Below are 22,523 nucleotides of genomic sequence, written 5' to 3'. Positions count from 1 at the left end.
ATGATTGTCCTTTATAATTATAATAAATATCAAAGTTTATCCACCTAAGAATTATTTGGGTGGATAACTTTGCTTATTCTAATTTAATTACTGCCGGGGGAATTGTTATGAGTAAAGACAAAGCAGAAAATAAAAATTTAAATAAAGAAAAACTTTTTAAAGATACTGTGCCACGTTCTAGGGTTCAGCTTGATGTTGTTAAAAGAGTAAGATCTGCTTTAGAAAATATGCCAGCAGAACTCCCAGCAAAGATTATATCTTATCAGGATATTATTAGAGAAAATGGTGAGTACTATTTACTTTATAAAGGTAGTAGTGATTTAAAACCGCTAGTTGAATATTTAAATAAAAATTCTATTAGTTTAAAAAAATTGCTGCAGGAATTTAAAGAAGTTTTAGAAATACTGGAACAGCTCGAACTAATAAAAAATATTTTTCCAGATGGTATAAATGCTGGTAATTTCTATATTGATGAGCAGGAGAATATTTATTTGATGCCAGAACAACTGCTCCGAAGTAAGAGGAATTACAATGAATTTAAATTTGAAGCCCCTGTTTCAGATTATTTTAGGCCACCTGAGATAATTGAGGGAGAATCCTGGCAGCAGCATTCATATATTTTTAATACAGCTGCAGTTTTTTATTATTTTTTAAGTTCTGAAACAATTTTTAGCGATAACGATCAGGCTAAGGTTTTAAATAAAATTCAGAGTGAGAATATTTTAGAACTGAAAACCCTGGTACCACAGATCAGTAATAGCTTAAATAATTTGTTTATGAAAATGCTGGACCGAGAAAAAAATAAGAGACCGAGCTTAGACTTTATTTTTGAAGAACTCGAAAATACAACTTTAGAAAAGCAATTTGAGCTGCAGCCTTTTTTTAAAAGGAAAAATATTATAGATAATAAAATAGTGAAAAAGAAGAGAAAAAAAGAAAATATTAAACTCTTTTTTAGACAGAGCTGGAAGCCACTACTTTTTTTTGTTATTCTATTTTCTTCTTTATTTTGGGGCTTGAGTTCAGGACCAGATGCGACTATTACAGCTGATAATTCGCCTGAGGAAGTAGTAAATTATTTTTACGGAGCAATAGCTGCAAAAAATATTAGACTGGCCGATGAAGCAGCAGAATTTGATTTAGGCAAAATGGAACGCTTAATATCCGAAAGTTACGTGATAGAAAAAATGCAGGCTGCCTATTCAGAGCCAAATTCAGATAGAGAAATTAAACAGGTTTACAGTCTGGAAAATTTCAGGTTGGAGAAGCTTTCAAGCTCAGAGAACAGTCATACTTTTAAAGCTTTTTATGAATTTAACTTTAGAAATAGCGAAGAACTTTATTCAATTGAATTAGAAGATCAAATTTTAGTTGAGAAATTTGATGAAGTATGGAAAATAAAGAAAATCAATGGAGATATGAAAGATATGATTGCTGGAGAATATCCCTGGGGGGAAGAATAATGGATAAAAAACTAATTGCAAACAATGATTATGAGAAAATTAAAGATAATTTAGTTTCCTGGCTGCAGAAAAAAGTGAAAAATTCTGGTCTAAAAGGAGCGGTAGTTGGTTTGAGTGGTGGAATTGATTCAGCAGTTACTGCAAGATTAGCACAGCTGGCTTTTGGAGAAGATCTGTTGACAGTTATTATGCCCTGTCATTCAAGCAGCAAGGATAAACAAGATGCACTTAAAATAGCTAATGAATTTAAAATGCCGGTAGTGGAAAATGACTTAAGTGAAGTTTATGATCACTTATTAGATAATTTAAGGGCAACTGGTATTAAAGGCGGAAAATTAGCTGAAGCTAATATTAAACCTCGTCTGCGGATGACCACCTTATATTATTATGCCCAATCTAAAGACTATCTGGTTGTAGGAACAGATAATTGGAGTGAATTGAAAATTGGTTATTTTACCAAACACGGTGATGGAGGTATTGATCTAGCACCACTTGGTTCATTAGTAAAGCATGAGGTTAAAGAGCTGGCAAGGGTGCTGGATATTCCGCTTGAAATTATAGAGAAAAAGCCTTCGGCTGGCCTTTGGGAAGGACAGACAGATGAGTCTGAAATGGGTTTTAGTTACGAAGAACTTGACCAATATATATTAACTGGTGAGGCTGAGCCAGAAGTTGAAACAAAGATTAAAGAATTGGCCTCTAAAAACAGCCATAAGGTAGCACCAATTCCCATTCCTAAAAGAGATAAAATACTATAATCACTAAAGTCTTTAAGCTGAGGTGGATCAAATGAGAAAAACAATTTTTATGCTGCTCATGATTTGTTTGATAATTTTTACAGCTTCGACATCAGTTTTAGCTGATTTTTTTCCAATTAAATATACCGATGATTTGGGAAGGGAGATTGTAATTGAAAAGGAAGTGCAGAGAATCATCTCTTTGGCGCCGGCAATTACAGAAATTATTTATGCTCTCGGCCTGGAAGATAAACTGGTAGCTGTTAGTTCGGCCTGCGATTATCCAGATGATGCATTGAATAAAGAAGATGTGGGTAGAATTGATGAGCCTAATCTAGAAAAGATAATTTCTTTAGAACCAGATCTTGTAATTGCTGAATCTGTAAGTAAAATTGCAGTTCTAAAACGGTTAACTGAATTGGGAATTAAAAATATTGGTTTTAAACCTGGCTCAATTAATGATACAATAGATATGATTGATGACATTTCTTATTTAATTTCTGCCCAGAGTGCTGGATCAGAGATAACTGCAGAGATGGAAAAAGAACATCAACGGTTGAAAAAAATTGTGGCTAAAAAGCTCGAAAATAATGAACGGCGAAGGGTTTTTTACGAAATTTGGTCAGACCCATTATATACAGCTGGCAGCGGAACTTTTATTGATAGTTTGATTTATGCTGCTGGGGGTTACAATGTCGGTCGTGAGGCTCAAGGGAGCTGGCCAACATATAGTATGGAAAGCTTAATTGCCGCTGACCCTGAGGTTTATATTAGCAGCCAGCACAGCAGTCTGCAGGATTTAACTATTGAGAAATTAAAACAGAAAAAAATCCTTAGAGAAATTTCTGCTTTTAAAAATGACCGTTTATATTTAGTCAATCAAGATTTAGTTAATAGACCTTCACCAAGAATCATTGAGGGTTATAAGGAGTTGATTAAAGCTATTTTTCCAGAACTAAAAGAGGAGATCGATTAGTTTTGTTGAATAGCAGACAGTGGTAGGGAAAGTTCAGGCATTTATAAACCTTTTTTAAAAGGAAATAACTAAGAAAATAAGACTAAGAGGTGATTTGATGAATTTATCAGATTTTACAATTGATGATTTTACGGAAATTGATGGTGGACAGTCTATAGGAAAGGTAGCTGTACTACTTTCAATGGTTAATGATGAATATGATGGCAAGATAATTGATGCTTATAAAAGTGAGGGTTATGAAGCTGTAATTACTAGAGCTGGAGGCAAGGGCTCCAAACTAAAGGACAAAGTTTTACGCAACTGTCTTGGAGCAGCAATTAAAGGTGATGTAATTACCGAATCTGTTCAGGATCAGAGAATATTAACTCGCTGTGTGGAACGAGCAATGGTTGACTTTGATAAACCGTTATCCGGTATTTCTGGAGCTGGTATTAAAATAGGTATTGTTAGTAAAGCACCACATTTAGCAGTAGCTCTTTATGGAAAGCTTGGTATCCCTGGTTTAGATGTTGATCACGAAATTTCAGGAATGGGGATTCATTACTATGGACTCAGCAAAAGGTAATAATGAATTTGAAATATTAAAAAGAGTATTTAAATATCTTTTACCATATAAAGGCAGGCTGGCAGGGGGAGTAATCTCCATGCTGGTTCATGCCTTTTTAACTGTTTTTTTTGTTAAGGTTTTTCAGGACCTTTTGGAAACAATTATCTCGGATATTGATATGGGAAGAGAGGGAATGATTCAGCTTTCTTTAGTTGCGGGAATGATGATTTTAGTCTATTTCCTTAAAGGTGTTTCTTATTACGGAAAGACCTATTTAGTTTCCTATGTTTCACAGAGGTCAATCAAAGACATGCGGGATGATCTTTATTCACATCTGCATAATTTATCTTTGAGTTTTTACAGTAAAAATAAGACAGGTGATATTTTATCAAGGGTTACAAATGATGTTCAGAATTTAGAAAGTTCAATGATTAAGACGACTGTGGGTAGTGTTGATAAGGTTTTTACTCTAATCGGAGGAATTATTTATCTGGTTTATCTAAATTATCGCCTGACAATCTTCTTAATTATAATTTTACCATTTATCACTTATGTTATTACTAAATTTAATTATAAATTGAAAAAAGTAAGCCGCAGAGTTCAGATTAAAATAGCTGATGTATCTGATGTACTGCAGGAAACATTATCTGCAGTTAGAGTAGTTAAATCTTTTGGTCGGGAAGAATATGAGTTTGAACGTTTCAGCAGTGAAAATCAGGCTAATTTCCGGGCAAAAATGAAAAAGACTCAATATGGTGCGATTTTAACTCCACTGGTAGAATTTTTAGCTGCTATTTCTTTTACAGCTATACTTTGGTATGGAGGTTATGAGGTCATGCAGGGCCGAATGACAGCATCTGAATTAATTGCCTTTTTCACTCTGCTTTTAACTATCAGTGAACCGCTAAGATCAATTACTAAATTATCTAAAAGACTGCAGCAGTTATTTGCTTCAGCCGAAAGAGTTTTTGAAATTATGGATACTGAAAGTGAACTGCGTGAAGATGATGAAAACAAAATAGAATTAAATGATCTTGAAGGTGAGGTAGTTTATGATAACGTTAGCTTTGCCTATAATGAAGATGAAATAGTGCTCCAAAATATCAATTTGACTGCTAAGCCAGGTGAAGTTGTAGCTCTTGTTGGTCACAGTGGAGCTGGCAAAACAACAATGGTTGATTTAATCCCACGGTTTTTTGATCCAATCGAAGGTAGAATGCGTGTTGATGGCCATGATCTTAGAGATCTAAAAATCGATAGTCTGCGTAACTTTATTGGGATAGTACCACAAGAGACTATTTTATTCAGTGGTTCTTTAAGAGATAATATAGCCTACGGTGATTTAAATGCTGACGAAAAAGCGATTCAGAAGGCAGCTAAAGCTGCCAATGCTCATCAATTTATTATGGGCTTTCCAGATGGTTATGATACTGTTGTGGGAGAGCGCGGAGTTGGACTTTCTGGTGGTCAGAAACAGAGAATTTCTATTGCCAGAGCAATTTTGAAAAATCCTAAGATATTAATTTTAGATGAGGCTACTTCTTCTCTTGATTCTGAATCTGAAGCCTTAGTACAGGAAGCTCTAGAGCATTTAATGAAAAATAGAACAACTTTTATTATTGCTCATAGATTATCTACTATTAGAAACGCCGATAAGATTGTAGTGGTAGAACAGGGTGAGATTATGGAAATGGGTAATCACCAGGAACTGATCAAGAAACAGGGTAAGTATGCTTCTTTATATCAAGGTCAATTTATTGAAGATCCCAATGCCTAAATATTAAAATTCAAAAAAGGAGGAATGATTAATGTCAGATCAAAAAAGAAAATTAGAAAAAGCAATAATTCCTCCTTTAGCTTATTATTTAATTAGAGCTACAAATTTTTCTTACAGATTAGAAGTCGAAGGTTGGCAGCAGGCTAAAGAAAAGTTGGATAAGCAGGAGTCACTTGTTTTTTCCTGCTGGCATGGTAAACTCTGGGTTCCTTCATATTTCCTAAAGGATTTAGGAATTTATGCTTTATCAAGTTTAAGTCGAGATGGCAGTTATATGGCTCAAGTTTTAAAAAAAATGGGTTGGAGAACAGTTCGTGGCTCAAGCAGCAGAGGTGCAAGCCGCTCTCTACTTGAATTATATAGGAAATTAAAAAAAGGAGAAAGTACAGCTATTACTCCTGATGGACCGACAGGTCCTCCGCATCAGGTTAAACCGGGTATTATTTTTCTACAGGAAAAGGCGGGGTCTTATCTGGTTCCGATAGGGGTTGAGGCTCGTTGGAAGAAAAACTTTAACAGCTGGGATAGTTTTTTGCTGCCTTTACCTTTTAGTAAAACAGCCTTAGTTTTTGCTGAGCCGTTTAAATTCAAAGCAGGGCTTGAGATGGAAGAAAAAGAGAAAATTTTAAAAGAAAAAATGACAGAAGTAAATAAAAGAGCTGCTGAATTAGTCAAAAAATAATGGTGGTATTAAATATATGAGTAGTTTGCGAAAATATTTAGAAAATATAATAGATGGATCTAAAGAGGGGATATTGGCAGGAGTAATTCGCTGTATCTTATTTTTGTTATCACTGTTTTATGCTCAACTAGCTAAAATTAGGTCCACTCTTTATCAAAATAATATTTTAAAGAAAAAAGAGGCAGGGGTGCCGGTAATCAGTATTGGTAATATTACAACTGGTGGTACTGGTAAAACACCTTTTACAGCATTTTTAGCTGAGGAATTAAAATCTCAATATAAGATAGCAATTATTAGTCGTGGTTATGGAGCGGCAAAAAATGTAGAAGAACCATATTTGATTAAAGATGGTTCAAAGCTTTATGCCGATGCTGCTCAGGCGGGAGATGAGCTTTTTATGCTGGCCCGCAATTATGATCAATTAATTTTTATTCGTTCAGCTAATAGATATCAGGGAACAAAAATGGCAGAAGCTCATGGGGCAGATTTGATATTATTAGATGATGGTTTTCAGCATTATCAATTAAAAAGAAATTCAGATATTGTTTTAATCGATGCTGAAAAACCCTTTTCTAATAATAAAGTTTTACCAGCAGGTTTGCTAAGAGAACCTTTTACTGCTTTAAAAAGAGCTGATATTTTTCTTTTAAATCGCAGTGAAAATGTTGATTTTAATAGAATTAAAGAGCTTGAAAATTCTCTTGAAACGCTTAGTCCTTCTAATGACGGAGTTTTTAAAGCAGAAACCAGTTTAGAAAGTTGTGTTTGCGTAGCCTCACAGCAGGAAGAGAAGCTTGACTTTTTAAAGGAGAAAAAGGTTTTCGCTTTTTCTGGCATTGGTAGCCCGGAAGCTTTCAAAAAAAGTATTGAAAGTGCAGGTGCTAAAATAGTTAGTTACAAAATATTTAAAGATCATTATAATTACCAAAAGGAAGATCTTTTAACTTTGCTTGATCAGTATTCTGCTTCTCAGGCTGATTTAATTTTAACTACAGAAAAAGATGCGGTTAAACTAAGTGATTTTGCAGAGATGATTGGTAATCTCCCTTTTTATTATCTTAAAATTTCTTTAAAAATTGAGGAAAAAGACAAATTACTAAAAATTATTAAATCGAAAATACGTAATGAAAATGCAAAATAAGGATTTGAGGTGTTTTGATGACTGCTCTTAAAACTGCGGCTGTGATTCCAGCACGTTATGATTCCAGTCGGTTTCCGGGGAAGGCCCTGGTAGATATTTTAGGGAAAGCGATGATTGTTAGGGTTTATCAGGCAGTAGAAAAATGTGAACAAATAGATGAAGTCTATGTGGCAACAGATGATAAAAGAATAAAAAAAGTTGTGGAAGCAGCTGGAGGCAGAGTTATTATGACCTCTAATCAGCATCAAAGTGGTACTGATAGAATTGCAGAGGCGGCGGCTCAAATTGAAGCTGATTTGATAGTCAATGTTCAGGGAGATGAACCCTTGATTGAAGCTCAAAGTATTACGCAAGCTTTAAAACCTTTTAGTCAGGAAAATAATTTGCAGATGAGTACTTTAAAGAGAAAGATAAATTCTGAAGCTGCTAAAAGTCCTGATCTAGTTAAAGTTATTACAGATTATGAAGATTATGCTTTATATTTTTCTCGTTCTCCCATTCCATATTATCGAGATACAAAAGTAAAAGATCAGCATTATTATCAGCATATAGGACTTTATGTTTATCGCCGTGATTTTTTATTAAAATATGCAGGAATGGAAAGGACTGCTTTAGAAAAGGCAGAATCTTTAGAGCAGCTGCGGGCACTTGAAAATGGTTATCAGATTAAGGTTTTGGAAACAAAAGCAAAATTAATTGGTGTTGATCGCAAAGAAGATGTTGAGCTGGTGGAAAAAGAACTTAAAGCCAGAAATAAAAAGATTTAGTTAATTAATCTATAATTAAAAGATTTTTTGACAATACGTGACATACAGATGGGGGTAAAAAATGATTAAGCAGGTTAAATTAAATGATGATATAATTTTTGGAGACCAGGAAAAACCATTTGTGCTTTTAGCAGGTCCCTGTGCGATTGAGGAAGAAGATAGGGTCTTGAGAATTGCCGAAGGAATTAAAAAAATTACTGATAAGTTGGGGATTCCCTATGTTTTTAAGGCTTCTTTTGATAAAGCAAACCGCTCTTCAATTGAATCATATCGCGGTCCTGGTTTAGAAGAAGGATTAAGGATTTTAGAGAGAGTAAAAAAAGAATTTGAACTACCTGTAATTTCAGATATTCATTTACCTGAGCAGGCAGCTGTGGCAGCTGAAGTTTTAGATATTATGCAGATCCCAGCCTTTTTATCCAGACAGACCGATATGTTGACTGCAGCTGGTAAAACCGGAAGTATTATTAATGTTAAAAAAGGACAGTTTCTGGCACCCTGGGATATAGATCAGGTTGTAGAAAAAATAGAAAGTACTGGCAATCAAAGAATACTTTTAACCGAAAGAGGAGTGTCTTTTGGTTATAATAATTTAGTAGTAGATATGCGCTCATTACCTAGAATGCGCAAAACTGGTTATCCGATTGTTTTTGATTCAACTCATGCAGTCCAACTTCCAGGTGGAGCAGGAGATAGCTCAGATGGTGAAAAAGAATATGTACCATATTTAATGAGAGCTGCTCTGGCTGTAGGAATCGATTCCTTATTCATGGAAGTTCATGATAATCCAGCAGTAGCAAAAAGTGATGGAGCAAATATGATTCCTTTAGCTAAGCTGGAAGAGATTTTAAAACAGGGACTGGCAATTGATAATGCTGTCAAAGATTGTGATGAAATAAATTATTAAGATTCGGGTGAATAAAATGACAAAAAAAAGCAGAGAAGATAAATTAAAAGCAGGACTTGAAGGAGCAAAAAATGTCCTGCAGATAGAAGCTGATGCAGTTTTAAAATTGAAAGAGGATCTTGACGGAAGTTTTAAAAAAGCTATGGAGCTGATTATTGATTCTGAGGGAAGAGTAGTTTTTACAGGAGTTGGCAAAACAGGTTTAGTAGCTAAAAAACTGGCTGCTACTTTTTCCAGTACTGGTACTTCAGCTTTTTTTGTGCATGCTGGTGAGGCTCTACATGGTGATTTAGGGATGATTAGAGCCGGTGATGTAGTAATTGCTGTTTCTAATAGTGGAGAAACAGATGAGGTTATCTCTTTATTACCTTCTTTAAGAAGGATTGGTGTTACTTTGATTGCACTGACTGGAAATAGTGAGTCAACATTAGCTGAACATGCTGATTTAATTTTGGAGGCAGATGTAATTACAGAAGCTTGTCCGCATAATTTAGCACCTACAGCAAGTACTACTGCTGCTTTAGCTCTGGGAGATGCGCTGGCCATTGCTCTCTCCTCTTATTATGGTTTTAGCCCTGAAGATTTTGCTCTCTATCATCCAGGGGGTTCTCTGGGCAGAAAACTTTTAACTAAAGTTAAGGATGTAATTAAGATTAGAGAACAGAATCCTGTTGTTAAAATAGAGACAACCGTCAGAGAAGCTTTATTTAAGATGACAAAAAGTCGGATGGGTTCAACTTCTATTGTTGATCAGGATGGTAAACTTAGAGGAATTATTACTGATGGAGATATCCGTAGACTTTTAGAGAAGTCTGCAGATTTTATTGATCGGCCTGTTAAAGATTATATGACAGTTGATCCAATTTCAATTGCTCCAGATAGACTGGCAGCCGAGGCACTGCAGATTATGGAAGCCAAAGAAATCAATGATCTGCCGGTTGTTGAAGCAGGAAAACCAGTTGCAATGCTTAATTTCCAGGACTTATTGAGAGCAAAAGTTTTTTAATGAAAATATTTGAGTTTGTGTAATAAAATTAATTTTTGAATTATAATTAATAGAAGATAAAAGAGGCTAAATATGAAAGATAAAATTAGTATATTTTTATATAATATTTTTAGGTTTTTACTGCAAAAACTGCCAGCTGCAGCTGGGCGTTATTTAGGGAAATTAATTGCCTATCTAGCCTATTTTATTACTCCTTCGAGAAGAGAACATTCTCGGTTGAATTTAAAAGGAGCTTTAAATTTAAATGATCAAGAATCAAAAGAGTTAATCAAAGAGGTTTATGAAAATTTGGGTTATAATTTTGCCGAATTTTTAATGGAAGATGCTTTCAGCCAGGAAGATATAGACAAAATGGTTGATTTTAATGGCTTAGAGCATTTAGATCAAGCTTTAAAAGAAGGAAATGGAGTTATTATTTATACAGGTCATTTTGGTAATTGGGAGCTGCTGGGAGCAGTTTTAGCGATTAAAGGTTATCCAATTAATTCTATTGCACGGAAGCAGAATAATTCTCTATTTGATAAAAAAATAAATGAGATTAGACGTGGAATTGGAATTGGAATAATTCCTAAAGGTCTAGCAGTAAGACAGGCTTTTAAAAAGTTAAAAAACAAGCAAATCGTAGCTATTTTAGGTGATCAGGATGCTCGTGATCATGGTTGGAAACTAAATTTTTTTGGTAGAGATGCTTCTACATATGCTGGAGCAGTACAGTTTGCCAAAAGGACTGGAGCCCCAATTGTACCTATGTTTTTTCATCGTCAGGCCTGGTTAAAACACAAATTAAAAGTTTATGAAGCCAGAAAAATAAATAAAAACGCTTCTGAATCAGAATTAAAAGAAGAGTTACAATCTTTATTAAATTTGACCGAAAAAGAAATAAGGGAAAATCCTGCTGATTGGATGTGGCTGCATAAACGTTGGAAAACTTATAGTTGATTTTACCGATAATCTTTTTACTAATTAAGGGGGAGAAATATGTACTTGATTTATAATTTGCTTTTGTCTGTTTTAACAGTTTTTTTACTTCCCTATTACTATTTTAAGAGCAAAAAGAGTGGAGAAAAACTAAATTTAAAAGAACGTTTTGCTTTTTATGATCAAAATTTAGATCTTTTATTTCCAGCAAATCAGGTAATCTGGATTCAGGCTGCTTCTGCAGGGGAGACTCTAGCAGCTCAAAAACTAACTTCTGAGATTAGAAAAAAATATCCAGAAGCTAGAATTATATTTTCTACAATGACAGCAAGTGGGAAAAGCCTTGCCAAAAAGAAAATAGAAGGTGCTGATTTGATTATTTATCTGCCCTTTGATTTAAATTGGGTTGTAAAAAAAGCAGTTAATAAATTTAAGCCTGATTTATTTATTATGATTGAAACTGAACTCTGGCCAAACTTAATTAAAGCTTTGGATCAACAGGGAACGCAAATAATGCTTGCTAGTGGTAGAATTAGTGATGATTCTTTTGGACAATATAAAATTTTAGGTTCTCTTTTAGAAGATATGTTAAATAGAATAGATATTTTCAGTATGCAGCATCGAGAAGCTGCTGAAAAAATTAATGAGTTAGGTGCTGCCGAAGATCATATTTGTATTAATGGAAATTTAAAGTATGATCTAGATCTTAAGCCACCTACAAAAGAGCAATATCTGGCGAAAAAAGAGATGCTAAAAATAAATGATAAGACAAAGGTTTTAGTAGCTGGTAGTACTCATCAAGGTGAGGAAGAGATAATTTTAAATCTTTATCAGCAGTTAAAAGCAGAGTTTAATCAGCTGAAAATTTTAATTGCGCCTCGTTATGTTGAGCGCAGAGAGGAACTCTTAAGTCTCTGTCAGGATAAGGAAATAGCAGCTGTTTTGTATTCTGAACTTAAAAGAAATGAAATTTTGCTGGCAGAAGATACGGATATTATAATTGTTGATACCATGGGCGAGTTGGCCCAGCTTTATTTTTATTCAGATTTAGTTTTTATTGGGGGTTCTTTGATAGATCGGGGAGGCCATAATGTTATTGAGGCTGCAGCCAGAGCCAAAGTTGTTTTATTTGGTCAAAGCATGTACAATTTTAAAGAGGAGAGAGATTTTCTGCTTGAAAATGAAGTGGGTTTTGAAGTTGAAAATAGTGATGATTTTTTTGAAAAGTGTTATCAACTTCTGGCAAATGATGAGTATAGGAAGCAGAGAGCAGAAAAAGCGGCTGAGCTAATTGATAAAAATAGAGGTTCAGTGCGAAAACAACTGCAGCTGATAGATGTTTTATTAAAGCAGGGAGAAGATTATAATGCAGGAGAATAAAGGAGAAAAGATTTTAATTACAAGGCTTAGTGCTATAGGAGATGTTATTCATGCATTACCTGTAGCTTATGCTTTAAGACAAAAATATCCTGAAGCTCAAATTGATTGGTTAGTTGAAGCTAAGGCTTATCCACTTGTTAAATTGAATCCCTATCTAGATAATGTTATTTTATTACCTCGTAAACAGTGGAGGGAAATGTTAAGCCGTGATTTTATAGGAGCAGTAAGATCCTTTTTTAAGTTTTTTAAAAAAATGAAAAAGGAAAATTATGATATCAATCTTGATCTCCATGGACTATTCAAGAGTGCTTTAAGTTCTTTTCTGATTAAACCTGGGCTCAGAATTGGTCCTGCTGATGGCAGAGAATTAAGCACCTTGTTTTATCAGGCAAAGATAGATATTCCAGATAAAAAAATGCATAAAATTGAAAGAAATCTACATTTAGCTTCTGCTTTAGATGCAGAAACTGATGAAGTCAACTATGGCTTGAAAATGACTCCAATTATTAAAAGTAGGGTCAGTCGTTTATTTGAAACAGAAAATGTTGATCAGAATAAAAAGCTAGTAGTAATTAATCCTTTTACAACCTGGGAGTCTAAAAACTGGTTTTTGGAGCGTTATTTTCAGCTGGCTAATGAATTTATTAAGTCGGGTTATTATGTTATTTTTACTGGTGCGCCTGGAGATAAAGAGGCTATTGATAGCTTTGAATCTCTTGATGAAGCTAGTTATTGCAATCTAGCAGCTAAGACTAATTTAGAGGAGTTAACAGAAGTTTACAATAGAGCTTCGTTATATATTGGTGGAGATACAGGACCAACTCATTTGGCAGCTGCAGTCGGCTTAAATGTTATTTCGCTGATGGGGCCAACTGATCCTGATACTCATGGGCCTTATGGTGAAGGCCATACCGTAATTCAAGATAACAGTTTAGAATGTATTCGCTGCTGGGATAAACACTGCAGCCGCAAAATGCAGTGTATGAAGTCTATAACAGTGGATCAGGTTTTAAGAATTTCAAAGAAAAAATTAGAGCTTTAAGATTTTAGATTACGAAGGACTGATAATAATGAAAGCTGTTAAGAGAATAATAGTTGTTGACCTCTTATATCTGGGAGATTTATTATTTGCACATCCGTTTTTTGAAGGTTTAAGAGAAATGTTTCCAGAGGCCAGAATTGACCTGGTTGCAAATAGTAATTTTTCTGAGATAATGAGAGCTAATGATAATATAGATCATGTCTATAGTTATAATAAAAATTGGACTGCTGCCCGCTCCTATAGTTTTGCTAAAAAGCTGAAGATGAACAATTATCATCTGGGGATTAATATTCACGGGAACTGGCGTACCGCTTTACTTTTAAAATTAATTTCTGCTGAGCAGAGCATTGGCTATGGAGGAAAAGGTAGAGGGGTTTTCTTAGATGAAGAAGTGGAAAAAGATATTTCATCACATATGATAGAATTTTATTTAGATTTTTTAGAGCAGATGCAGCAGAGTCAGCTTTTAGAGCAATATTTTGCAGAAAATAATGAACTTCAGAATAAGATCAAATTAGAAAATAGTGAGAATAAGTTTCCTGTTTTAGAATTTGATGATGTTTATCAGCAAAATGCTGATCTTAAGCTGAAAAATATTGGCTTAGAAGATGAGGAGTTTATTGTTTTAAATACTGGTGGCAGCTGGAAAACTAAACGCTGGCCGGAAGAATATTTTGCAGAAGTTGCTGATCATTTAGCTGTGAAGGGTTATAAGATTCTTTTTGTGGGGGGAGCTTCTGATACAGAAAGAGTTAACTATATTTGTAATAAAATCGACAATCAAAAAATGATATATAATTTAAGTGGTAAAACATCGTTATTAGAGCTGGCTGCAATTCTGAAAAAGACACAACTTATGATTAGTGGTGATACTGGCCCGGTTCATGTGGCAGCTGCTGTTGGCACAAATACTGCTGCTATTTTTGGACCTTCTGATGAAGAAATGTATGCACCCAGAGGTCAGGGGAAGAATATTTTATTTAAAAATGTTGATTTAAATTGCCGCCCCTGTGGAGAACATGAGTGCCCACTTGATCATTTTAAGTGTATGAGAGAGTTGAGTCCTAAAATGATAATTCAAAGATTAGAAGCTGAGGGAATGATATGATGAAAAAGCTGAGTGCTTTAGTCCTGACTTATAATGAGCAAGATCAGATTGCTGATTGTTTAGAAAGTATCAATTGGATCGAGCGGATTGTAGTTGTTGATTCTTTTAGTAATGATCAGACAAAAGCTATCTGTCAGCAGTATGACAATGTTGATTTTTATGAAAATGAATTCAAAGACTTTGCTGCTCAAAGAAACTTTGGTCTAAATAAAATCAAAACTGACTGGGTATTTGTTATTGATGCTGATGAAAGAGCTACTGAGGAATTAAAAGCAGAGATAATAGCAACCTTAAATGAAACTGAAGCTAAGGCTGAAGGATATGAAATAGCCCGTAAAAATTATTTTTTAGGTAAGTGGATTAAATACTGCGGCTGGTATCCTGATTATACTTTAAGACTATTTAAAAGCAAATATAGATATAGTGGTTTAGTCCATGAGTCTCCTCAAATAAGTGGTGAAATCAAAAAGCTAGAGAATGATTTTATTCATTATACCTATCAAGATTTAGAGAGTTATGCAGCTAAAATGAATCAATATACTACCCTTGATGCAGAAAAGAAATATAATGCTGGTAAATCAGTTAGTATTTCTTATATTTTAATCAGAACTTTTTTGGAATTTATAAAAAAATATTTATTCAAAAAAGGTTTTTTATTAGGTAGTCAGGGATTGATTTTATCTACTTTGTCATCTTATTATCAATTCTTAAAAGCAATTAAACTCTGGGAATTAAATAATTTTGGGGATGATAAATAATGAAAAACATAGTTTTTCTAAACAGCTGTCCTGTCTGGGGTGGTGGTGAAAAATGGACCTTCACCACAGCTAAAATATTAAATAATGATCCAGCGTTTAATATTTATATTGCAACTGGCAGAGATACAGAACTATTTAAGAGGGCAAAAGAAGCCGGGATTAAAACCAGTGAAGTTAAAGTAAAAAGCGGGATAACAGTTTTAAATCCTTTTAAAGTTAAAAATTTTGTCAGCTTTTTAAAAGATAAAAAAATTGATATAATGTTTTCAAATATGTCTCAGGACTTAAAATTTGGTGGAATCACCGGTAAATTAGCCGGCCTAGAGAGAATTATTTATCGGCGTGGTAGTGCTATACCAATTAAAAATAGATTTTATAATAAATATTTATTAACAGAATGTGTAACAGATATTATTGCTAATTCTAAATCAACAAAAGAAACTATTTTGCGCAACACTTCTCACTGGTTAAATGAAGGGAAAATTGAATTAATTTATAATGGGATAGATTTAGATAAAATAGATAAGGGTTTAGAAAATGCAGTAAATTTAAAGCAAGAATTTGGAATTGCTGATGACAATATAATAATTGGTAATATAGGTCGTTTAAGTTATCAAAAAGGGCATGAATTTTTGATCGAAGCCGTAGAATTACTAAAGCAGGAAAGAGAAGATTTTGTTGTTTTAATAATTGGAGATGGCGAAAGAGAAGAGGAAATAAAAAAACTGGTTAAAGAAAAAAAAATAGAAGACCATATAGTTTTTACAGGATTTAGAGATGATGTATATAGTCTTTTGCCTGGTTTAGATTTTTTAGTACATACAGCACGCTGGGAAGGCTTTGGTTTTGTAATTGCCGAAGCAATGGCAGCAGGACTGCCTGTTGTGAGTACTGATGTCAGTAATATTTCTGAAATCGTTGTTGAGGGTGAAACTGGTTATTTAGCTGAAGCTGGAAATAGTGAAGATATAGCTGCTAAGATGTTAAAAATGATAGAGCAAAAAAATAAAAATAATTTTGGGATAAGAGGTAGGGAAGTTATAGAAGAAAATTTTACACTGGAGATAATGATAGAAAGAATAAAGAGATTTTTGGAGGCTTAAATTTGGATATTAAAAAGGTTATTTCAAATAAAATAGATTATTGTATTATAGTATCAATTTATCTGACTTGTTTTTCGATTTTCATTTCTAATGCAGCAATAAATATTGGATCAATACTAACTATTTTGTTTTGGTTAATAAAAATTATATTAAAAGATAAAATAATTAGTAGTTATGATTTTAAAGGTTTTTTAATACCTATGTCTATATTTACCCTTTCTATCTTTATTTCGGGATTAAATAACTGGAATAATGAGATTTTAAGTAATAAGTTCATGTTTTCTTTTTTGTTTTTCTTTATTTTTATAAATGAAATCAAGAATAAAAAGGAAGTTAAAATTATTATCTCATTATTAATGGCTTCATCGATTATTGCCTCAATTTATGGTTTATATCAATATTATTTTCTTGATTATGCTAGAATAAAAGCATTTTCATTTTCTTTAACTTTTGGTAATTTAATTGCAGTAATGGTTACAACTATGATTATTTATATTTTTTGGAGTGATTTAAATAAAAGAACTAAAATAATTTTATTTTTAATTAATTTTATTTTTGTTTTGAATTTAATTTTTTCCAAATCTAGGGGAGCATGGTTAGCATTTATAGTTGGTATTTTTGTGCTTGGATTAATCAAGAGCAGAAAATTGATAGTATTATTTTTAGTATTTTTAACTATATTGTTTTTGGTTATGCCACCACAATATACTAACAGGTTCAAAAGTAGTTTTGATATTAGTTATGATTTTGAAGAAAACAGTTCAAACGCTTATAGAATTGCAATGTGGAAAACAGCAATAGATATAATTAAAGATAACCCTGTAATTGGTCTAGGATATGATAATTATAGAACGCCCCTTTCTGATAAATATAAAGTTGATGAAATCAAACCAAAAGGTTATATTCATGTTCATAATACTTTTTTACAATTTGGTTCTGAAATTGGTCTTTTTGGTCTTTTCAGTTTTTTATATTTAATGTATTTTACATTAAAAAAGGTTATTATTTTTTACAAAGAAGAATCTAAAATTAATGTTAAAATATTTCATTTATCAACTATAATTATGATTGTCATTTATTTGGTTCAAGGTTTGACTCAATATAATTTTGGTAAAACTGAACCTTTAAGTTTTTTTTGGGTTGTTATTGCTTTAAGTATTGTATTAAAAAATTCAGAATATGATGAGTTATCAAATTTAAGTTCAAAATCAGTTTAGGGATATTTCAAATTATTTATGTGGCTAGAAATTTATTTTATTTTTATTTTGCTATAATATGCTTAATAAATTGTTTAAATAATAATGATTGTATTTATAATAAAAAGGGGTAGAATAATACATGTATATTAAATATGTTTTTGGTAGAGAGTGGCCTAGTAGCAGCTGGAGTTAGCTTTACAACATTCACTAGTTATGGAATAGCAAAGGCTGATAAAAACAATGATGTTGAGTTAATAATGTCTGGAGAATCAAAAGATGTCGGATTGTCTCTAAAAAACTATTTTGGATTAAAAAAATTAGCAATTTCAATGTGAAATTTCTTGATAATAAAACTAGATTTAGTCAAACGACAAAGTTTTATTTTAAAGCTTATAGTATTTATCAAAACCAGCTAAAAACAGACAATTAGATGTCATTATAACAAGGAAAGTTGGATTTTTACCATATTTATTCTTCTTAAAAAAGAAATATAATCTAAAAGTTATTTATGAAGCCCATGATTATTATCTTGATCTAGACAAAAAAGAGAAAAGACACTATAAAAAGAAATTGTTTCAAAAAATTTTCTTGGGGAGATTAGATGGAATAATATGTCATCAAAATATCTTGAAGAACTTATATAAAAATCATTTCCGTAATCAAAATTATTTAATGGCTAGGACCGGAATTAATAAAATCTATCGCTATGATTTAGAAAAAATAATTTCAAAAAAAGATATTGCCTATATTGGGGCATTAGGAAACCGCAAAGATTTAGAAACTGTATTTAAATCTTTAAAATTAATAGATGAAAAATTTGGCAAATTAATAATTATTGGTGGTACAAATGATAAACAAATAAATTACTATAATAACTTAGCAGAAAAAATAGGTATAGAAGATAAGATTAGAATAACTGGTTGGGTTGAAAGAAAAGAAATTGATGAAATTCTAAAAAGTGTTAAAATTGGTTTAGTACCTTTAAAGGATAATTTTTTTAATCGTAATTTGACTTCTCCAATAAAAATATTTAATTATTTTTCTCATGGAATACCCTTTGTTGGTACAGATTTACTGTCAATTAAAGAAATTTTAAATCAAAAGTATGGTTTGCTTTATAAAACTAGAAATAGTAAAGATTTGGCAAATAAAATTGAAGTTTTGAATGAAGATAAGGATCTTTATCTAAAAATTGTTAATAATATTTATGATTTTAGTGAACAATTATTATGGCGTAAAAGAGGATCAAAAATTTTGAATTTTATTGATGAAATATAATCAAATTTATATTTAGTGGGAGTTTTTATTATGAAAAATATTTTATTTATTAATACAGGTATAATATGGGGTGGCGTAGAAGGTTGGAATTACAAAACTGCGAAAGCTTTAAATGAAATAGGGCATAATGTTTTTATTTTAGCTAAAGCAGGAACACCTTTTTTGAAAAAATGTAGGGAGGCTAATTTACAAGTTGAAACTATAGAGAAGATAGACAGTGGTACTTTTCTAAACATGCTTAGAGTACATAGATTAAAGAAATATTTAAAAAAAAATAAAATTGAAGTTATGTTTTTTTGTCAATCTTCTCATTTTAAATTTGCTTCTTTAGCTGGTTACCTTGCTGGGGTTGATAAAATTATATATAGAAGAGCTTTAGCCAAACCTATAAATAATCATTTTTATAATAGATTAGCACTCAAAAATTTTGTAACAGATTTTATGGCGATTTCTAAAACAACATTAGAAAAAAGTTTAGAAAAGTTACCTAAAGATTTAATATCAGGTGATAAAATTAAATTGATTTATAATGGTGTTAATTATGATAAATTTGTTAATTCCAATATAAAAAGTGATTTAAGAAAAGAATATAATATTGATGAAGAAGATACGGTAATAGCTAATATTGGAAGGCTAGGAAGGCAGAAAGCTCAACAGGATTTAATAAATGCTATTAGTGTACTAGAAAAAAAATATAAAAAATTTAAAGTTTTATTTATTGGAACTGGGGATCATCATAAAAAGTTTAAAAATTTAGTTGAGACCTTAAACTTAGAAGATAAAATAATATTTACTGGATTTAGAGATGATATTCCTTCTATCTTAAGTCAAGTTGATTTTGTAGCCCATTCTGCTATATATGAAGGATGCCCATGGATAATTTTAGAAACTATGGCAGCTGCAAAACCGATTGTTTCTGTTGATATTCCAAGTGTTAGAGAGTTAGTTATTGATGGGGAAACTGGATATTTAACTGCACGAAATAAAGAAAAATTTGCGGATGCATTATTTAAAATGATTCAGAATAAGGAAAGAGAAAAAATGGGTAATTATGCACATGAAATTTATAAAGAAAATTATACTTTTAATAATATGATAAAAAATATAGAAAAGGAATTTTTAAGTAAATAGATATTGATTTTTAGGAGGGAATTGCTATAAAAAAATAGCTTTTTTTATTCCGAATTTAGGTGGCGGTGGGGCTGAAAGGGTTGTTTCTAATTTTACTCTGAAACTTGACAGCAGCAAATATGAAAAACATCTAATTGTATATGATAAGAATAAGATATTTTATCCTTATAAGGCTAAACTAATAAATTTAGCAGATAGAAGAAAAAGTAATGCTTTAGCAAATATTTATAGTCATATAAAAAGAATAAAAGCTTTAAAGAAAGCTAAGGAGAAGTATAATTTTGATGTTGTCATAAGCTTTTTGCCTCAACCAAACTTCCAAAATATTATTACCAGAAAAAATGAGAAAATCATGATATCTTTTAGAAATTATATTTCTAAAAGGTATCATTTCTTTAATAAACTTAAAGCAAATTTTTTTATAAAAAGGCTTATTCAGTTGTCTCTGTCTCAAGAAAAATAAAAGAAGAATTAGCAGATAATTATAATGTGCCTAAAAACAAAATTGAAGTTATATATAACCCATACGATATTAATAAAATTACAGAAAAATCTAAAGTCACTGTTGGAAAAAAATATGAGCATATTTTTTTTAAAAAAACAATAATTACAATGGGAAGTCTGCATTATCAAAAAGGGCAATGGCATTTAATAAAAACTTTTTCAAGACTAATAAAAAAAGCTTTTGAAAGAGCAAAAGAATTTTTGAAAGAGCAAAAGAATTAGAGATAGATGCAATAATTAAAAAATGGGAATGTTTAATAGAGAATTTATAACTAATTTGGAGTGATATAATTGCAACACCTAATAACAGGAGCAGCAGGTTTTATTGGTTCTAATCTGGCCAAAGAACTATTAGAAAAGGGAGAAGAAGTTATTGGAATAGATTGTTTTACAGATTATTATTCTCGTGACTTAAAAGAAAAAAATATAGAAAATATATTAAATGATCCTAAATTTTCTTTTTTAGAAAAAGATCTTTTACAGGTTGATTTAAAAAAATTATTAAAAGATATAGATTATGTATATCATCAAGCGGCTCAAGCTGGTGTTCGATCTAGTTGGGGAGAAGATTTTGAAATATATAATCAGAATAATATTCTTTTAACGCAAAAATTATTGGAGGCGGCCAGAGAAGCTAAACAATTAAAGAAATTTGTTTATGCATCTTCATCTTCAGTCTATGGTGATACTGATCAGTTACCAATGCAGGAGAAAAATAGATTACAGCCAGTTTCTCCTTATGGAGTCTCTAAGCTTGCAGGTGAAAATCTAACTTATTTATATCATAAAAATTTTAAGGTGCCAACTGTATCATTACGATATTTTACTGTCTATGGGGAAGGACAGCGGCCAGATATGGCTTTTCATATTTTCACTAAAGCTTTTTTAACTGGGGGAGAAATTAATATCTTTGGCGATGGTAAACAAAGTCGTAATTTCACTTATGTTGGTGATATTGCTCGTGCCAACATCTTAGCTGCAGAGAAAGCTCCAGCAGGTGAGATTATTAATATTGGAGGCTCTGGTAAAGGTATAGTTTTAAATGATACCCTTGATCTAATCAAAGAACTGACAAATTGTGATACTAAAATTAATTATATAGAAAAGGTTAAAGGTGATGTAAAACATACATCTGCAGATACTTCTAAGGCGGAAAAATTATTAGGATATCAGCCACAGGTTTCTTTTAAAGAAGGATTGAAAAGAGAAGTAGAGTGGCTTCAGAAAATTTATTAATATAGGATGAGAATACAATGAATTTAAAAAACAATTCTTTTATAACTTACAAAAAAAATGAAATTACGATTACAGTTCGCAGTGATCTGGATTCAAATTGGGTTAATTCATTTTTAGATAAATTTTGTGATGATAAGGATATTGAAAATACAAAAGTTTTGTATGATAAAAGAAATACGATTACTAAAATTGCTGATCCAATACTCCAAAAAGAAATTGCAGTTAAAGAGTTTCATCTAAAGAAAACCTATGATCAACTTCGTTTCCGAATGCTGCCATCTAAAGCAGAGCGGTCACTAAAGATTGCAAGAGCTCTGCAGAAAATAGGGCTTAAAACGCCGGCGCCCTTAGCCGTTATCGAAAAACGAGGTAAAACAAAGGAACTTATTTTCAGCTATTATATAACTGATTATGTTGATTATGATTTTAATTTGCTTGATATTGCTAAAGATTTTAAACATCCTGAAAGATATAAAATTAAAGAAATAATGCCTCAGTTAGGTAAAGAAGTCAAGCGCATGCATCAGGCAAATATTGTTCATAATGACCTGCATGCAGGAAATATTTTAGTTAAAGATTTTGAAACTAAAGCTAAATTATATTATATAGATTTAAATCGAGGTCGGGTTAAGGACAATCTTTCTGAAAAAGAAAAAATAGATGATCTTAAAAGATTAAAATTTACTGATCAGGAAAAGAAAATTTTCTTTAAAAATTATTCGCCAGGAAAATGGAAGTATTATAAAAAGGAAGTTAGTGAAGCTCGTCAAAAAAGAAGAAGATTTGTTAATGCTAAAAATAAAATAAGAAAGTTTTTAGGTATAAAAAAAGACTAACTCAAATATAAAAGAGTTAGTCTTTTT

22 protein-coding genes and 1 pseudogene are annotated in these 22,523 nt (G+C 31.8%); all 23 read left to right on the top strand.

Annotated features, from left to right (window positions below; all coding sequences use genetic code 11):
• The first annotated feature begins 107 nt into the window (after positions 1–107).
• On the top strand, positions 108–1,463 hold the full coding sequence (locus HSACCH_RS12970) for a protein kinase domain-containing protein (protein WP_040477514.1): 1,356 nt from the start codon (positions 108–110) through the stop codon (positions 1,461–1,463).
• A complete protein-coding gene (gene nadE / locus HSACCH_RS12965) occupies positions 1,463–2,221 on the top strand; it encodes an NAD(+) synthase (protein ID WP_005490399.1) in 759 nt (252 codons plus the stop codon). Before HSACCH_RS12970 ends, nadE begins: the two co-directional genes overlap by 1 nt.
• 31 nt (positions 2,222–2,252) lie before the next feature.
• Positions 2,253–3,176 (top strand): ABC transporter substrate-binding protein, encoded by a 924-nt coding sequence (locus tag HSACCH_RS12960; RefSeq protein ID WP_005490398.1) that lies wholly within the window; start codon positions 2,253–2,255, stop codon positions 3,174–3,176.
• Positions 3,177–3,273: 97 nt separating this feature from the next.
• Positions 3,274–3,741, top strand: coding sequence for a HutP family protein (locus HSACCH_RS12955; RefSeq protein WP_005490397.1), 468 nt, complete (start codon positions 3,274–3,276; stop codon positions 3,739–3,741).
• Positions 3,722–5,500 carry an ABC transporter ATP-binding protein gene (locus HSACCH_RS12950; RefSeq protein ID WP_005490396.1) on the top strand — a complete coding sequence of 593 codons (1,779 nt, stop codon included), beginning with the start codon at positions 3,722–3,724 and terminating at the stop codon, positions 5,498–5,500. The genes HSACCH_RS12955 and HSACCH_RS12950 overlap by 20 nt, the downstream gene beginning before the upstream one ends.
• 31 nt (positions 5,501–5,531) lie before the next feature.
• Positions 5,532–6,182: a lysophospholipid acyltransferase family protein gene (locus HSACCH_RS12945; protein ID WP_005490394.1), complete on the top strand. Its 651-nt coding sequence runs from the start codon at positions 5,532–5,534 to the stop codon at positions 6,180–6,182.
• Positions 6,183–6,198: 16 nt separating this feature from the next.
• A complete protein-coding gene (gene lpxK, locus HSACCH_RS12940; protein WP_005490393.1) occupies positions 6,199–7,323 on the top strand; it encodes a tetraacyldisaccharide 4'-kinase in 1,125 nt (374 codons plus the stop codon).
• Between the two features lie 17 nt (positions 7,324–7,340).
• The gene (gene kdsB, locus HSACCH_RS12935) at positions 7,341–8,090 is read left to right on the top strand and encodes a 3-deoxy-manno-octulosonate cytidylyltransferase (RefSeq protein WP_005490391.1); all 750 of its coding nucleotides are present in this window, start codon (positions 7,341–7,343) and stop codon (positions 8,088–8,090) included.
• 61 nt (positions 8,091–8,151) lie between these two features.
• Positions 8,152–8,997, top strand: coding sequence for a 3-deoxy-8-phosphooctulonate synthase (gene kdsA / locus HSACCH_RS12930; RefSeq protein ID WP_005490390.1), 846 nt, complete (start codon positions 8,152–8,154; stop codon positions 8,995–8,997).
• 16 nt (positions 8,998–9,013) lie between these two features.
• Entirely contained in the window at positions 9,014–10,003 is a 990-nt protein-coding gene (locus HSACCH_RS12925) for a KpsF/GutQ family sugar-phosphate isomerase (RefSeq protein ID WP_005490389.1), read from the top strand.
• Positions 10,004–10,075: 72 nt separating this feature from the next.
• Positions 10,076–10,942, top strand: coding sequence for a lysophospholipid acyltransferase family protein (locus HSACCH_RS12920; RefSeq protein ID WP_005490388.1), 867 nt, complete (start codon positions 10,076–10,078; stop codon positions 10,940–10,942).
• Between the two features lie 39 nt (positions 10,943–10,981).
• A complete protein-coding gene (locus HSACCH_RS12915) occupies positions 10,982–12,301 on the top strand; it encodes a 3-deoxy-D-manno-octulosonic acid transferase (RefSeq protein WP_005490387.1) in 1,320 nt (439 codons plus the stop codon).
• Positions 12,288–13,343, top strand: coding sequence for a glycosyltransferase family 9 protein (locus HSACCH_RS12910; RefSeq protein ID WP_005490386.1), 1,056 nt, complete (start codon positions 12,288–12,290; stop codon positions 13,341–13,343). Before HSACCH_RS12915 ends, HSACCH_RS12910 begins: the two co-directional genes overlap by 14 nt.
• A gap of 28 nt (positions 13,344–13,371) precedes the next feature.
• Positions 13,372–14,451, top strand: a complete 1,080-nt coding sequence (gene waaF, locus HSACCH_RS12905; protein ID WP_005490384.1) for a lipopolysaccharide heptosyltransferase II — start codon at positions 13,372–13,374, stop codon at positions 14,449–14,451.
• A complete protein-coding gene (locus HSACCH_RS12900; protein WP_005490381.1) occupies positions 14,448–15,209 on the top strand; it encodes a glycosyltransferase family 2 protein in 762 nt (253 codons plus the stop codon). Before waaF ends, HSACCH_RS12900 begins: the two co-directional genes overlap by 4 nt.
• Positions 15,209–16,312 carry a glycosyltransferase gene (locus tag HSACCH_RS12895; protein WP_005490379.1) on the top strand — a complete coding sequence of 368 codons (1,104 nt, stop codon included), beginning with the start codon at positions 15,209–15,211 and terminating at the stop codon, positions 16,310–16,312. Before HSACCH_RS12900 ends, HSACCH_RS12895 begins: the two co-directional genes overlap by 1 nt.
• A gap of 2 nt (positions 16,313–16,314) precedes the next feature.
• Complete coding sequence (locus HSACCH_RS12890; protein WP_005490377.1) at positions 16,315–17,529, top strand: O-antigen ligase family protein; 1,215 nt, start codon at positions 16,315–16,317, stop codon at positions 17,527–17,529.
• A 134-nt stretch (positions 17,530–17,663) separates the two neighbouring features.
• A complete protein-coding gene (locus HSACCH_RS12885) occupies positions 17,664–17,846 on the top strand; it encodes a hypothetical protein (RefSeq protein WP_005490376.1) in 183 nt (60 codons plus the stop codon).
• Positions 17,847–18,138: 292 nt separating this feature from the next.
• Entirely contained in the window at positions 18,139–18,789 is a 651-nt protein-coding gene (locus HSACCH_RS12880) for a glycosyltransferase family 4 protein (RefSeq protein ID WP_040477512.1), read from the top strand.
• Between the two features lie 30 nt (positions 18,790–18,819).
• Entirely contained in the window at positions 18,820–19,920 is a 1,101-nt protein-coding gene (locus HSACCH_RS12875; RefSeq protein WP_005490374.1) for a glycosyltransferase, read from the top strand.
• Between the two features lie 423 nt (positions 19,921–20,343).
• Positions 20,344–20,646 (top strand): annotated as a pseudogene (locus HSACCH_RS13645) (glycosyltransferase); the annotation flags it as partial.
• 69 nt (positions 20,647–20,715) lie between these two features.
• Positions 20,716–21,660 carry an NAD-dependent epimerase/dehydratase family protein gene (locus tag HSACCH_RS12865; RefSeq protein ID WP_005490372.1) on the top strand — a complete coding sequence of 315 codons (945 nt, stop codon included), beginning with the start codon at positions 20,716–20,718 and terminating at the stop codon, positions 21,658–21,660.
• A gap of 17 nt (positions 21,661–21,677) precedes the next feature.
• Positions 21,678–22,496 (top strand): lipopolysaccharide kinase InaA family protein, encoded by an 819-nt coding sequence (locus HSACCH_RS12860; RefSeq protein ID WP_005490370.1) that lies wholly within the window; start codon positions 21,678–21,680, stop codon positions 22,494–22,496.
• The last annotated feature ends 27 nt before the right edge of the window (positions 22,497–22,523 follow it).

Origin of the sequence: Halanaerobium saccharolyticum subsp. saccharolyticum DSM 6643 (assembly GCF_000350165.1) — a bacterium.
Taxonomy (GTDB): domain Bacteria; phylum Bacillota; class Halanaerobiia; order Halanaerobiales; family Halanaerobiaceae; genus Halanaerobium; species Halanaerobium saccharolyticum.
This window is presented reverse-complemented; position numbering and strand designations above follow the sequence as displayed.

Coding starts and splice junctions, on each gene's coding strand:
- HSACCH_RS12970 (WP_040477514.1), top strand. CDS start 108: ATGAGTAAAGACAAAGCAGAAAATAAAAATTTAAATAAAGAAAAACTT.
- nadE (WP_005490399.1), top strand. CDS start 1,463: ATGGATAAAAAACTAATTGCAAACAATGATTATGAGAAAATTAAAGAT.
- HSACCH_RS12960 (WP_005490398.1), top strand. CDS start 2,253: ATGAGAAAAACAATTTTTATGCTGCTCATGATTTGTTTGATAATTTTT.
- HSACCH_RS12955 (WP_005490397.1), top strand. CDS start 3,274: ATGAATTTATCAGATTTTACAATTGATGATTTTACGGAAATTGATGGT.
- HSACCH_RS12950 (WP_005490396.1), top strand. CDS start 3,722: ATGGACTCAGCAAAAGGTAATAATGAATTTGAAATATTAAAAAGAGTA.
- HSACCH_RS12945 (WP_005490394.1), top strand. CDS start 5,532: ATGTCAGATCAAAAAAGAAAATTAGAAAAAGCAATAATTCCTCCTTTA.
- lpxK (WP_005490393.1), top strand. CDS start 6,199: ATGAGTAGTTTGCGAAAATATTTAGAAAATATAATAGATGGATCTAAA.
- kdsB (WP_005490391.1), top strand. CDS start 7,341: ATGACTGCTCTTAAAACTGCGGCTGTGATTCCAGCACGTTATGATTCC.
- kdsA (WP_005490390.1), top strand. CDS start 8,152: ATGATTAAGCAGGTTAAATTAAATGATGATATAATTTTTGGAGACCAG.
- HSACCH_RS12925 (WP_005490389.1), top strand. CDS start 9,014: ATGACAAAAAAAAGCAGAGAAGATAAATTAAAAGCAGGACTTGAAGGA.
- HSACCH_RS12920 (WP_005490388.1), top strand. CDS start 10,076: ATGAAAGATAAAATTAGTATATTTTTATATAATATTTTTAGGTTTTTA.
- HSACCH_RS12915 (WP_005490387.1), top strand. CDS start 10,982: ATGTACTTGATTTATAATTTGCTTTTGTCTGTTTTAACAGTTTTTTTA.
- HSACCH_RS12910 (WP_005490386.1), top strand. CDS start 12,288: ATGCAGGAGAATAAAGGAGAAAAGATTTTAATTACAAGGCTTAGTGCT.
- waaF (WP_005490384.1), top strand. CDS start 13,372: ATGAAAGCTGTTAAGAGAATAATAGTTGTTGACCTCTTATATCTGGGA.
- HSACCH_RS12900 (WP_005490381.1), top strand. CDS start 14,448: ATGATGAAAAAGCTGAGTGCTTTAGTCCTGACTTATAATGAGCAAGAT.
- HSACCH_RS12895 (WP_005490379.1), top strand. CDS start 15,209: ATGAAAAACATAGTTTTTCTAAACAGCTGTCCTGTCTGGGGTGGTGGT.
- HSACCH_RS12885 (WP_005490376.1), top strand. CDS start 17,664: ATGTTTTTGGTAGAGAGTGGCCTAGTAGCAGCTGGAGTTAGCTTTACA.
- HSACCH_RS12875 (WP_005490374.1), top strand. CDS start 18,820: ATGAAAAATATTTTATTTATTAATACAGGTATAATATGGGGTGGCGTA.
- HSACCH_RS12860 (WP_005490370.1), top strand. CDS start 21,678: ATGAATTTAAAAAACAATTCTTTTATAACTTACAAAAAAAATGAAATT.